Source organism: Marivirga arenosa, assembly GCF_030503875.2.
Taxonomy (GTDB): domain Bacteria; phylum Bacteroidota; class Bacteroidia; order Cytophagales; family Cyclobacteriaceae; genus Marivirga; species Marivirga arenosa.
Genome location: NZ_CP129968.2, coordinates 772,058 through 785,322, shown reverse-complemented (window position 1 = coordinate 785,322; position 13,265 = coordinate 772,058). Strand labels below are relative to the sequence as shown.

The following is a 13,265-nucleotide window of genomic DNA, read 5'->3' as shown; positions in this document are numbered from 1 at the left end:
ATATGAATTAATTCTATTCCTTATCCACTTTGAAGTTAACCCTTCTGTTTTTAGCTCTGTTTTCTCTAGTATCGTTAGGATAAGCGGGTTCAGTTTCACCTTTACCAACATACTCAAGTCTTTCTGATTTGATACCATTATTTGTTAAATAATTCACAACTGATTGAGCTCTTTTCTCAGAAAGCATTTGGTTATATTCTTCCGGACCAGTGCTATCGGTATGACCAATAATAACCACTTCAATAGCTGAATTATCATTCATCACCTCAACCATTCTATCTAATTCAGATTTACTGCTTGCTAATAGCTCGTAGCTATCAAATGCAAAGAATACATTGTTTAAAACGATCTCAGCTTTCTCTTTAACAGGAGCCATGATCATGTCATTATTAAAACTTTTTGATTCCTTCTGATTGGTTAAATCAACATTTTCACTGATTGGTAAATAGCCTTTAACTCTTGCAATATATTGATACTCTTGCCCGGCAGGTAAAGCAATTTTATATTCTCCTGTTGTAGGGTCAGTTTGTACTCTACCAACCTCTGTACCATCTAATGTTTCATAAGATACTATTGCATCAAGTGGTTCTTGAGTTTCTGCATCTACAACTCTACCTGCAATTGTAATAACTGGATTAAGTTCATTAAATAATGGCATTGGCAAACGGTAAATATCCATATTACCAACAGAATCTTCTTTTGTGTAATAAGCATAATTACCTTCCGCAGGCATACTGAAAAATAAATCATCACCGCTTGAGTTTACTTGTGGCCCCATATTATAGGGTTCACTCCAATTTTGCCATGTATCATCTAATCTTTGAGTCATATAGATATCACTTTTTCCGAAGCCTATGTAACCCGAAGAGGAGAAAAATAAAGTTTTATCATCCGCTGCTAAGAAAGGGGAAGTCTCATCGGTAGCTGTATTCACTACATCACCTAAATTCATTGGAGCAGTCCACGTGCCATCTCTTTTTTCAAAACTCACATATAAATCTCTATCCCCATATGAATCATCTCTTTTGATTGACATCATCAATGTTTTTCTACTGTTTGCCAGATAAAAATTAGCCTTTTCAGACATATTATAGAAGTCATCAATCTTTAAGCTCTCAGGTTTTGACCAGCTATCGCCTTCTTTAGATGATACAGACACACCAGAAAATAATTTCTTTTTCTTATCATCATATTCATTACCAATAAGCAATACCAGAGTATTCCCATCTGGCGTGATTGAGCTCACCCAGTTTGGTCCATCACTATTTAAAGGTTCACCAACATTTCGGGCTTCTTTCCACTCATTAGTTATACTGTCAAGATCACTCACCCATATATCCTCATAATCTTCTATCCCACCTATATTATCTGGATGAAATTTTCTCCCGAAAAATAATTGCTTTCCATCAGGACTTAATATTGGTTTTAATTCTTCATAAGGACTATTTACCTTTTCATCTAAACGTTCTGAAACTAATTCTTCCTTTACATTCGGCACCAATTCTAACTGCAGGTCAATAGGTGTTTCTGAATCTGTAATACCAATGGCATCAATACTGTAATAACCTGGTACAGCTTCTCCTTCAAATTCCAACTTAACCGCAGCTACGTTAAATTCGGTAAGCTCAGTAAATAACCTTAAAAAACGACCTGGTTGATTAACAATTACAGGCTCTCTTTCAATCATTAGATATTCATTGCCTTCCTCATCGTAAAAGTAAATCTTTGTGAGTGCACTAGGATTATATGATTCAGCAATTGCAATTTGACGAATGGGTTTAGGATTGTCAAACCCTACTTTTACAAATTCTGATCTTCCGGGTCTGCTTGGTGTCCATGCACTCGGACTACCCTCACCCCAAGGATATACATTAGGTTTTCCTAATAATTGCTCAACTGAAAATTGTGTTTCTTCCAATTGAGATGAATACTCAATCACTCTATCAGCCCATTTAGTATCTTGACTGAAAGCGATATTTGAAAAGAAAATAGTGATTACTGCTACTAAAGATAGTTTTTTCATTTTATTATTCCGTCTTTAATATTCGAGCTTCCACTCTCCTATTGTTTAATTTTGCCTCTTCTGTATTTTCTCGGCTTAAAGGCATAGTACCTCCAAATGCTTTAGTTTTTATTCTTTTAGCATCTACGGATTTAGAAGTCAAATAAGATTTTACTGCGTTCACCCTTTTCTCACTTAATCTCATATTTGCAGAAGCACTTCCTCTAAAATCTGTATGCCCTTCTAATTGAATTTCCATATTCGGATACTCTTTAAGCATTTGCATGAGCTTATCTAACTCTTTATAAGATTCTTCAAGAATCTCAGCTTTACTTTGCTTAAAGTTTATATCCAGTCTGAGTATAGTTCCTTCACCAGAAGGCATAAGACTGAAGACTACAGGATTATTTTCATCTTCAATTTTTATTTCTTCTTCTAAGGATATGTACCCTTTTGATTCAACTTTTATTTTATAGGCTTTATTTTCTTTGATTTTAAAAGAAAAATCACCTGTTTCCTCATCAGAATGAAACACTCTTATATCAGCGCCATAAGGTAAACTTTCTAAAGTCAAAGTAGCCTTAATAGGTGCTTCCAAAGCTTTACTAATGACTTTACCTTCCAAATCTACCCAATTTCCACCTAATTGAGCCTCAGCATTCTGAATTGAAAAAATCAAAATAAAATTTAATATAAGGAACAAACCTTTCATTTTGCAATTTCTTTAAAATTTTTAAAAAATAATTGTACAAAACTACTTTTAAAAATTGAATTGCATAAAAATATTCGATGAAATAATAGGATTTCTATCCGAGACCTTACTTATCTTATATTAAAATTCGGGGAGAATTATATTTATTGGTTGATGAAATATTTACAAACTTATTAAAAGTAATTACTTCACTTTTGCCATTAGAACTTCACTTTCAGCCTCAGGGTATGAAACTTGATCTAATTTTGATTTCACATACCCTTTATATCTCATGAAGTTTGAAAGATAATCTTCTTTAATTGGCTCAGAAGGAGGTAAATCTACTTTTAAAGCATCAACTTGCTTATCGTTTTTCCAAAAGCGATAACACAAATGCGGTCCACTTGCTAAACCTGTAGAACCTACATAACCAATTAATTGGCCTTGCTTAACTTTTGATCCTGGCTTTATTCCTTTTGCTATTCTTGACATGTGAAGGTATTGCGTAGAATAAGTAGCATTATGTCTGATTTTTACATTACGCCCATTAAATTTCTCATATCTTGCTTTAAGAATTACACCATCTCCAGCAGCATAAATTGGCGTACCCGTTGGTGCTGCATAATCAGTCCCTAAATGAGCTTTATATCTCTTTTGTACAGGGTGGTATCTTCTTTTAGTATATCTTGAACTAATTCGTGTAAATTTCACTGGATATCTCAAGAATGCTTTTCTTAAACTTTTCCCTTCTTCGTCAAAATAATCAATACCATCGCCTTGATCGAAAGCAATGGATAAAAATGGATTATTATAATGAATTAATTCTGCACCTATAATTTCTTCTATGCCTACAGATTTCCCCTCAATTGTTCTCTCAGTGTATATTACTTTAAATTGATCCCCAGGATAAATTTTGGTGAAATCAATTTGCCATCCATACATATCAGCTACTAAATCGACTAATTCAGGAGTTCCTCCATTTTTTAATATCTCTTCATAAAGTGAAGATTGAATTGTACCACTAATTGCTTTCTCTTTAACTTCAACTGGTCTTTTTTCGACATATACTTTAATAGAATCTTTTAAGTTAAAGACTACATACTCTTCCGGGTTTGGTTCATACACTAAAGCCCTTGCAGAAGGTAATGAGTCATTATCTTGATAAATTATCGTATATTTTTTGTTAGGTGCAATCTTACGTACATCAAATACATTTTTGGCAACATTAGCTAATTGAAAAATGGTTTGGTGGGAAACATTATATGCTAATAATATATCAGAAATACTCTGGTTTCTTTTTACGGCATGTTCTGCAACCTGAAAAGAATCAACTACCATGCCGTATAAGATGGTAGGATCTGGTTTGACCAGATTGATTTGAGCAGTATCAGATTCTACCTTTGCGCTATCTATCAAAGGAGAGCTAGCGTAGTACTCAAAAACAAAAAAATATGTGGTTAATATTAACACTAAAAGTATGAGTGCACTAGTAAGTTTTCTTTTCATTTTAATAATTGTCCTTTGTTGCCAGATGCAATATTATTATATTTTTCTAAATATCAATACTTTAGGTACTTTATTTTAAAGTGATTATTTAATTTTTTATTAAAAACAAAAGGATTAATTAAGATTTTGATTGGTAAATGTGGTTTTTCAAAGCTTGAATCTAATACAAATAAGGTGTTTTTTATCAATAAGACCCGAAAAATCGTCTGATAAACCACTCAGAAAACAATAAAATCAAAATAATTATATAAGGAATAATATTTTGAGTTATTGGAATAACCTCAGATTCACCGTTTAACACTTTAGGATAATCATTAGCCATCAAATCACTTTCTAAACTACTTAATTCATCTACTTTGTAGAACTTCCCATTATTCTTTTGGGCAACTCTTCTTAATAGATTAAAATTGGCTTTTAAATTTTGCTTCTCAATATCAAATTGATCGACCACAAACTGTCCGGAAGAAGTATAATTTACACCTTGCAAATTACCAATAGCTGTATAATCATAGACTCCTTCGGCCAAAGTTCCTAAATCAAAATTTGGCTTAAGCCTATCAGGTGTAAATTCATAATTTAAAATACTATCCTTCTCATTTTTCAAGATCAAGCGGATGGGAACATCAAATATCCTGTCGAAAACTTCATTGTACAATTCTACATTGAATTTTATCATTTCATTATCTAGAAAGGCATCTTTTATTGGAAATACTTTAAATAGGTCTCTTTTATTATTAGCAGTTAAATACTGAATAGTTTTAGAAACCCACGAATCAAAAAAATCATAACTTTCAGTATTTAAATATTCTACCATTCTCCAAACTCTGAAATTTTGTGCAAGAAGAGTAGCTTGCCTTGTTTGATCATCTTTATAAAAAACAAATATGGGTTGTTGAGTTTTAACATTCCCAACTCTTTTCATCATAAAACTCTGAGCCAAAGGATGAAATTGATGTTTAACATACGGCAAATATACTGGTGGCAGTTTTGATTGGATCTCTTGCTTTTCATTTTCCAATTGAAATAAATCAAACTTTGGATTTATATAAGCGAAAGCTTCATCTACCTCAGCAGAAGGTCTTAATTCGGTTGATTTATTCACTTCATTATGAATATTAAAAGCCATATTTGGGCCATTTACAAACCAAATAGGAATATTTGCATTGGCTATCTTTCGAATTTCAGAAATGAAAACATTATTTCGGTTTGGCAAATGAAACAAAATAGCTAAATCATATTCGGCTATATTTTTAAGCTGCTTTTTATTAACCGAGGCGATATTTAGTTCATATTCATAATTAGTATTTTGATCAAGTGAAGCGGTTAATGCTTTAATGTCAGGGTGAGGATAGGGCGCTAAAAATAAAATCTTCTTTTTACCTTCAATTATATTGACATAGGCATTTTTGCTGTTGTTTTCTTGTATAAATTCACCTTCTAAGGCTTCCACTCTAACAGTATAAGATTGGAAACCAAAATCATCTGCAGAAACTAAAAACTGAACAGTCGATAAATTATCATCCCCTATAAAATTGATTACCTCTTGATCTATTGTTTTTCCCTCTTTAAGCAACTTTACACGTCCAACTTGATTTTCAAATCCGCTTTGTAAAATATCAACTTCTATTGGGAATTCATTGCCCTGATAAGCTACCTTATTATATCTGATCTCTTTTAATACAACATCTTTCTTTTGAACAGTATCACCTAAACCCACTGTTGAGAGCTCAAAAGGAAAGGCATAATAATCAGGTGAAATGCCTTGATTATAAATTCCATCAGAAAATAAAACCACTCTTGAGATTAATGCTTCATCAATTAGATCTGAAATATTTTTTAAGGACTGATTTAAGGGACTAGATTTTTGAAAACCTTCCAAGCTATCTGAACTAGTAATTATATCACCTTTTAAGTTTAAGATTGGAATGTGTACCCCTTTCTCGTCTTCGAGCTTTTCCTTTAGTTGAAGTATTGATGAAAATGTTTTATTAAAATTATCATCTCCTTCATTAACTGATTCAGAATCATCTATAAGGAAAACAATATTAGAATCTTCACTTTCTGTTCTTCGAATATTCAAAAAGGGTTCCAATAAAAGATAGGCAATTAAGGTAATAGCAATTGTTCTGAGAACGAATAGAACTTTATTCCAAATAGGTTTCCAAGGCCCTTTATGCTTGTTGTATAGCAAGAAAGCATATCCTAAACCAAGTGATAAGCATAAAATTAGCCAATATGGTGAATAGCTTATATCTAGCATTTTTGAAGGCTAACTATATCTTTAATTATCATTATAAATAAGATTATATGACTACAGATTTTATTTTTTTAATCTTAATGATTTTCCATCTAAATATGGAATTATATCATAAATACTTTCTTGAACACAAAATTCGATATCCTTTACCACATTTAATTTCGATAATCTTTTTGCGTGAGAAGAATCTCTCATATAATTCATCATATCTTTTTTCGCTGTGAGATACATGGCTTCTGCGGCTAATGGCGCGTCACAAGCAAATTGAAAATCTTCTTTTAATTGGTGAGCTAATGCTCCCGCAAACAAAGTATCTTCTAAATTAAATTTACCCTTCCAACCTGCACACAGTATTATAATATCTTCTTCCTTATTTTTTAAATACTCAACTAGAGCGTTTAGGTTTAAAAATGCACCAATTAAAATTTCTTTTGCTGCTAAGCTTTTGTTAATTGCTAAGGTTCCGTTTGTAGTAGTAACCGCTACTTTTTCACCTTTCATTTTTGAATCAAGGTATTCAAATGGAGAATTACCAAGGTCAAATCCTTCTGCTTTACTTCCATTTCTCTCTGCAGCTGCTAAATACCCTTTCTCTTGTAATGCTTTACATTCTTCTAAAGTAGAAACCGGAATGATTTCTGTTACTCCATTTGAGAATCCACTTACCATACAAGAAGTAGCACGTAGAATATCAACCACCACCACTATTTTATTCTCCAAATTATATTGATGTAGTAATTCAGGAGTTAAACAAACATCTATATTTTTCATACAAGCTTTCTAATTTTAGAATTGCAAAAATTGCAAAATATTTTGAATTCGGAGCTATAAATAGGATAAGTATGAGATTGAATAGGCAATAGAATCATTTTGATTATTTTTGCCCTTAATGAAGATTAGAATTTCACTTTTTATATTATTAATGAGCCTATTTAGCTGTGAAAGTAATAAACAAATTCAGCAGCAAACTAAAGGCAAAGAACTTACTGAGTACAGCCAAACCTTAAGTATTGAGGAATTTCAAGATTATTATCAGGTAAAAGTTAAAAAGCCTAGTTCTAAAGACTTTTTTAATTATGTGTTATATAAAAATGAAAAGCCATCTATCGAAGCTGATGCTGCCATCAAAATTCCTATTAAAAAAATAGCATGTTTATCTACATCTCATTTACCTTCAATTGAAGCTATTGGCCACAGTGAAAGTGTGATAGGCTTCCCCAACTTAGATTTAATCTACAGTAAGCAATTCAGAAAATTATCCGAAAAAGGAAATTTGCAAGATATAGGACAGAAAAATGGAATCAATATTGAAAAAACAATTTCATTGAAGCCTGATGTAATTACCGCCTATGCTTTTGGTGGGAATTATGAGCAATTAAAACCTTTGCAAAAAGCAGGAATATCCGTAATTGTAAATACCGATTATTTAGAAAACACTCCTTTAGGTAGAGCTGAATGGTTAAAATTAAATTCAATTCTTTTTGATGAGTACCAAAAAGGAGATAGTATATTTAATCATATCAAACAAGAATATATAGCAGCAAAAAGCTTAAGCGAGAACATAAAAAATAAACCCAGTGTGATGACTGGAATTATGTATGGTGATATTTGGTATATGCCAGGAGGAAATAGCTATGTTGCAAAATTTATTGAGGATGCTGCAGGAAACTACCTATGGAAAGAAAATAATGAAACTGGCAGTTTAGAATTAAGCTTTGAATCTGTTTTGAATATTGCTCAATCAGCTGATATTTGGATTGGTGCTGCATCTTTAACTAGTCTAAAAAAATTAGAAAATACAAATGAAAATTATGCGCTTTTTGAAGCCTTTCAAAATGAACAGGTATTTTCATACACAAAGAGAGTTACTGAATCAGGTGCAAATGATTTCTTAGAATCAGGTTATATGCGTGCTGATTGGGTACTAAAAGATTACATAAAATTAATGCATCCTGAAGTTTTAAAGGATACTGCTACCGTATATTTTGAAAAATTGAATCCTTGAAAATAAAACCAGCATATAAAAAAATATTGCTCATAATCCCGATCTTAATAGTTCTAATCCTACTATCTATAAGTTTGGGCTCAGTGAATATTTCACTGGCTGATGTGTTCTCAATTATATTTCAAAACAACACAGATAACGAAGCATTTTATAATATTATTTATTCCTACAGGCTACCTAAAAGTTTAACCTCCATTTTCGCAGGAGCCGCTTTAGGATTTGCTGGTTTACAAATGCAAACTTTGTTTAGAAATCCATTAGCTGGACCTTTTGTATTAGGAATAAGTTCTGGCGCCAGTCTGGGTGTTGCATTTTTAGTACTCCTAGGAATAGGGGTTAATGGCACTTTAGCCTATTGGGGAATGACTATTTCTTCTATAATAGGCTCACTTTCCGTTTTACTTTTAGTCGTATTGGTTTCCATCAGACTAAAAGATAGCATGTCATTACTTTTAGTAGGCTTAATGTTTGGGGCATTTACTTCAGCAATTGTGAGTGTAATGCAATATTTCAGCACTGCTGAGGACATCCAAAATTTCCTGTTCTGGACCTTTGGTACAACGGGTAATTTAAGCTGGTCAGAGTTAAAAATATTTATCCCAACTATACTTATTGGAATAGCAATTGGCTATTGGCAAGCCAAGCCTTTAAACGCACTGCTTATGGGAGAAAATTATGCCCAAAGCATGGGGTTAAGAATAAAAAATGTCCGATTATTTTTAGTTATCTCTACTAGTATATTAGCGGGGATTGTAACTGCATTTTGTGGCCCCATAGCATTTTTAGGATTAGCCGTTCCTCATATCAGCAGGATTTTATTCAGAAGTTCTAATCATTTTGTTTTAATACCTGCTACCTTACTTTTAGGTGCATGTTTATTACTGATTTGTGACTTGATCGCTCAAGTTCCATTTTCAGATTTAGTTTTACCTATTAATGCTGTTACTTCCTTATTTGGAGCTCCTGTTGTAATATGGCTTATTGTAAGAAGAAAAAATATGAGTAGAAATTTTGGTTGATTTAAAATACATACTGCAAACTGAAAATTTATCTATTGGATACCGTAATGGTAAATCAAACAATAGCTTAATGCAAAACCTTAACCTAAAAATTGAGAAGGGTAAATTCATTGCATTACTTGGAGCTAATGGCGTAGGTAAAAGTACATTGATAAGAACTATAGCAAATCTTCAAGATCCCTTAGCGGGGCAAATCTCATTACTCCAAAAAAATATCAATTCTTATAAACCAAAAGAATTTGCTCAAATTGTCAGTATAGTATTAACTGATCCTATTAAGGCCAGTAATTTAAGTGTACTTGATTTAGTGAAAATGGGGAGATATCCATTTACCAACTGGACTGGAAAACTAAACATAAAAGATATTGAAAAGGTAGAGGAAGCCATTGAGCTTTGTAACATATCTTATTTGCAAGATGCTAACATTTCAGAAATTAGTGATGGACAGCTACAAAAGGCAATGATTGCTAGAGCACTATCACAGGACGGACAGCTTATGCTTTTAGATGAACCCACAGTACATCTGGATGCAAATAACCGATATACTACATTAGAACTATTAAGAAATTTAGTCAACCAAACTCAAAAAACTATCCTAATCAGCACTCATCAAGTGGAAACTGCCATTGGAATAGCCGATGAAATTTGGCTCGCGAGATGTGGTGAAAATATTATCTCAGGTAGCCCAAAATCATTGAAAGAATCTGGTGAAATTGAAAAAGAATTTCCTTACATCCATAAATTAAATTACCATTAAGGGTCATTTTTTTGACTAAAAAACTAGTTTTTAGTAAGTTCATTAGTGGATTTAGACAAAATTCTCTGAAATTATCTATAATTTTGCTTTATAAACTATCAATTCAACTGTGGCCAATTTTTTTAAAAGAAGTATTAAAATAAGTGAAGAAAAGCATTATCTGCATATAATCAGCCAAGGGGAGAGAACTGAATTTGGAGCAGTTTTACAAAATGCAGAGAAAATACATAATGCTATACAAAGCTCTAAGAAAAAATTGATTCTATTAGACTATCAACTTACCATTTTCAAGCTACCACATAATGAAGCATTCAATCTTTTGAAGGTTTTTGAACTAAAATTAACTGATTTCAAAGAAGTGAAAATGGCTGCAATAATCAACCCTAGAACTGAGGAAATAGGTAGCTTCTGGGCTTCAATCTGTAGAAAAAGAGGTTTTGATTTTAAAACTTTTCAAGACAAAGACGAAGCTATTAATTGGTTATTAGATGAACATTAATTAAGCTGACATTCTTTGCAAATTCCATTCATAGTGTAAGTAATACTATTAAGCTGATAACCATTCTCTAACTCCACATCTGGAATTTTCACATCTTCCAAACAATACGTTTGCTGACATTTTTCGCAAATAAAATGAGCATGTTTGTCTTGATGAGTATGTTCAGGACAACTATCTGAACACATTGCATAGCGCATATTACCATTTGGATCTGGTGTTTGATGTAAAATCCCATTTTCCTCAAATGAATTTAAGGCTCTATAGATAGTAACCCTATCATGGCTTGATTTTAAATCACGCTCCAGATCATTTACTGATAAAGCATGATTCGAATTCATAAAAATTTGAAGCATTTCTAAGCGGATTTGTGTTTTCCGCAAGCCATTTGATCTCAGTATGTTTTCTGGTTTTATTGTAATCTCCATCTCAAAATCTTCTTCCTCAAATATCATGAATTTTTAAATGAATTCAAACAAACGCAATAAGTTTGCTTTATCAAGATTATACTGATTCGCCTTGTAATTGTTTTTGATATAGCTCTTTGTAAGGCCCTTCTTGCGATAGTAATTCCTGTTCAGTTCCTTGCTCAACTATAACACCATCATCTAAAACAATAATGTAGTTAGCTAATTTTGCAGAACTAACTCGATGAGAAATAATAACGCTAGTACGTTTTTCCATTATTTTCTTAAGCGCATTCAGAATAGCGTTTTCCGTTTTAGTATCAACTGCTGATAAAGCATCATCCAAAATCATGATTTTAGGATCTCGGGCAATGGCTCTTGCAATGGACACTCTTTGCTTCTGACCGCCTGAAAGTGTAATTCCCCTCTCTCCTAATTCAGTATCATAGCCTTTAGGAAAATCAAGAATGTTGTTATGTAAATCAGCATCTTTAGATGCTTTCAACATCTGCTCTTCAGATAGCTCTACACTACCAAATGCGATGTTGTTTCTAATAGAATCTGAGAATAAAAATACATCTTGGGGAACATAACCGATTTGTCCTCTTAATGTCTCAACCTTATAATCTTCAATAGGAATTTCATCTATATTAATATTTCCTGATGTAGGATCATACATTCTGGTAATTAGATTTGCAATCGTACTTTTTCCAGAGCCCGTAGTACCAATAACGGCCAAAGTTTCTCCTTTCTTTACCGAGAAACTAACCTCTTTCAATGCCTTAATACCGCTATCAGGATAGGTGAAACTTACCTTATCAAATACGATATCTCCAACAATTTCTTTTTCGATATTTTTCTTAGATACAATTTCTGTTTTGGTATCCAAAAATTCATTCACTCTTTTTTGAGAAGCAGCAGCTCTTTGAATAATACTAGTAACCCACCCTACTGAGGTTACTGGCCAGGTGAGAAGGTTTACATAAATAATAAATTCAGCAATATTACCTGCACTAATTGCTCCATTCATCACCTCAACCCCACCTATATACACAACCAAAATCACGCTTAAACCAACCATTCCCATAATCAATGGAAAGAATAAGGCTTGAATAAATGTTAATTTCAGCGCTTTGTGTTTATAGTTATTAGTCTCTTTACTAAAATTATTTATCGAATCATCTTCTCTAACAAAAGATTTTAATACTCTGATTCCTGAAAATGCTTCTTGAACTAAAGTTGAAAGTTGTGACTGGCTTCGTTGTATCTCTTCTGATCTTTTATTAATAAGATTATTCACAAAATAAATACTAACGGACAAGAATGGTAGAGGAATTAATGAATACCATGTTAAAGTGGCATTAACTGAAAACATGATTGGAATAACAATACAAAAAAGTGTAATCAAATTCACCGAATACATGATAGCAGGCCCTAAGTACATTCTCACCTTACTTACATCCTCAGATATTCGGTTCATGATATCTCCTGTATTATTTCTTCTGTAAAAACTTAAAGGAAGTTTTTGGTAATGATTATAAATTTCATTTTTAAGATCGTACTCTATATGGCGAGACATTACAATAATGGTCTGACGAACAAGGAATAGAAAAAAACCTCTTCCTAAAGCTAAAAGCAAAATAATACCCCCATAAATCAGAATAGCAGATGCAAAAATTTCGTAGTAGTTATCCTGCAAATTGAAATTTTCGAACATGCGATACATTTCAATATTTTCCTTCACTAAGTTAAAGGCATAGCGCACAACCTGAGCAGGAAACACAGCAAAAAAATTAGACACTATCATAAACAATATGCCTAAAATCAGTAGGGTTTTATACTTTATTAAATATTTATTGAGGTGTTTTAATTCTTTCACGAAAATATCAACGTTTGATCAGGTAGATGGTTCAAAACAATTTCCCATCTAAAATGATGAATTTAGAATTACAAATATATAAGCTTCCTATTGGTTTGAATTTATTCAGATTAATAAATCTCCTTCTTTCAAAAATATTTACCTCTCAATATTCCTTTAATAAATATTGAATTAGCCCGCATAACAATATTTAATATTACTAAAAACCAGTATTACAACTCATAATTTTACTAAAACAAATTAAAC

At 32.2% G+C, this 13,265-nt stretch carries 11 protein-coding genes; 4 read left to right on the top strand and 7 right to left on the bottom strand.

The window, feature by feature from the left end; all coding sequences use genetic code 11:
- Positions 1–13: 13 nt before the first annotated feature.
- The 5 genes from QYS47_RS03410 to QYS47_RS03390 all read right to left on the bottom strand — a co-directional run bounded on the left by QYS47_RS03410 (position 14) and on the right by QYS47_RS03390 (position 7,227).
- Positions 14–2,023: an OmpA family protein gene (locus tag QYS47_RS03410; protein ID WP_322347725.1), complete on the bottom strand. Its 2,010-nt coding sequence runs from the start codon at positions 2,021–2,023 to the stop codon at positions 14–16.
- 4 nt (positions 2,024–2,027) lie between these two features.
- Positions 2,028–2,681 carry an OmpA family protein gene (locus tag QYS47_RS03405; RefSeq protein ID WP_322347724.1) on the bottom strand — a complete coding sequence of 218 codons (654 nt, stop codon included), beginning with the start codon at positions 2,679–2,681 and terminating at the stop codon, positions 2,028–2,030.
- Between the two features lie 216 nt (positions 2,682–2,897).
- Positions 2,898–4,199: a peptidoglycan DD-metalloendopeptidase family protein gene (locus QYS47_RS03400; protein WP_322347723.1), complete on the bottom strand. Its 1,302-nt coding sequence runs from the start codon at positions 4,197–4,199 to the stop codon at positions 2,898–2,900.
- Positions 4,200–4,383: 184 nt separating this feature from the next.
- Positions 4,384–6,459 (bottom strand): vWA domain-containing protein, encoded by a 2,076-nt coding sequence (locus QYS47_RS03395; RefSeq protein ID WP_322347722.1) that lies wholly within the window; start codon positions 6,457–6,459, stop codon positions 4,384–4,386.
- Between the two features lie 60 nt (positions 6,460–6,519).
- Positions 6,520–7,227 carry a 2-phosphosulfolactate phosphatase gene (locus tag QYS47_RS03390; protein WP_308357779.1) on the bottom strand — a complete coding sequence of 236 codons (708 nt, stop codon included), beginning with the start codon at positions 7,225–7,227 and terminating at the stop codon, positions 6,520–6,522.
- 118 nt (positions 7,228–7,345) lie between these two features.
- Here QYS47_RS03390 and QYS47_RS03385 point away from each other — a divergent pair, with 118 nt between their 5' ends.
- From QYS47_RS03385 to QYS47_RS03370, 4 genes are all read left to right on the top strand, one after another.
- Positions 7,346–8,461, top strand: coding sequence for an ABC transporter substrate-binding protein (locus QYS47_RS03385; protein ID WP_322347721.1), 1,116 nt, complete (start codon positions 7,346–7,348; stop codon positions 8,459–8,461).
- Positions 8,458–9,480: an iron ABC transporter permease gene (locus QYS47_RS03380; protein ID WP_322347720.1), complete on the top strand. Its 1,023-nt coding sequence runs from the start codon at positions 8,458–8,460 to the stop codon at positions 9,478–9,480. Before QYS47_RS03385 ends, QYS47_RS03380 begins: the two co-directional genes overlap by 4 nt.
- 70 nt (positions 9,481–9,550) lie before the next feature.
- Positions 9,551–10,237 carry an ABC transporter ATP-binding protein gene (locus tag QYS47_RS03375; RefSeq protein ID WP_322347719.1) on the top strand — a complete coding sequence of 229 codons (687 nt, stop codon included), beginning with the start codon at positions 9,551–9,553 and terminating at the stop codon, positions 10,235–10,237.
- 109 nt (positions 10,238–10,346) lie between these two features.
- Positions 10,347–10,736 (top strand): hypothetical protein, encoded by a 390-nt coding sequence (locus QYS47_RS03370; protein WP_308357782.1) that lies wholly within the window; start codon positions 10,347–10,349, stop codon positions 10,734–10,736.
- On the opposite strand, the gene QYS47_RS03365 is transcribed toward QYS47_RS03370, so the two are convergent.
- Together QYS47_RS03365 and QYS47_RS03360 are read right to left on the bottom strand one after the other, a co-directional pair.
- Complete coding sequence (locus QYS47_RS03365) at positions 10,733–11,188, bottom strand: Fur family transcriptional regulator (protein WP_302103299.1); 456 nt, start codon at positions 11,186–11,188, stop codon at positions 10,733–10,735. The two genes, QYS47_RS03370 and QYS47_RS03365, sit on opposite strands and share 4 nt — an antisense overlap.
- 49 nt (positions 11,189–11,237) lie before the next feature.
- Positions 11,238–13,019 (bottom strand): ABC transporter ATP-binding protein, encoded by a 1,782-nt coding sequence (locus QYS47_RS03360; RefSeq protein ID WP_308357783.1) that lies wholly within the window; start codon positions 13,017–13,019, stop codon positions 11,238–11,240.
- Positions 13,020–13,265 lie beyond the last annotated feature (246 nt).

Coding starts and splice junctions, on each gene's coding strand:
- QYS47_RS03400 (WP_322347723.1), bottom strand. CDS start 4,199: ATGAAAAGAAAACTTACTAGTGCACTCATACTTTTAGTGTTAATATTA.
- QYS47_RS03390 (WP_308357779.1), bottom strand. CDS start 7,227: ATGAAAAATATAGATGTTTGTTTAACTCCTGAATTACTACATCAATAT.
- QYS47_RS03375 (WP_322347719.1), top strand. CDS start 9,551: ATGCAAAACCTTAACCTAAAAATTGAGAAGGGTAAATTCATTGCATTA.
- QYS47_RS03365 (WP_302103299.1), bottom strand. CDS start 11,188: ATGATATTTGAGGAAGAAGATTTTGAGATGGAGATTACAATAAAACCA.
- QYS47_RS03395 (WP_322347722.1), bottom strand. CDS start 6,459: ATGCTAGATATAAGCTATTCACCATATTGGCTAATTTTATGCTTATCA.
- QYS47_RS03410 (WP_322347725.1), bottom strand. CDS start 2,023: ATGAAAAAACTATCTTTAGTAGCAGTAATCACTATTTTCTTTTCAAAT.
- QYS47_RS03385 (WP_322347721.1), top strand. CDS start 7,346: ATGAAGATTAGAATTTCACTTTTTATATTATTAATGAGCCTATTTAGC.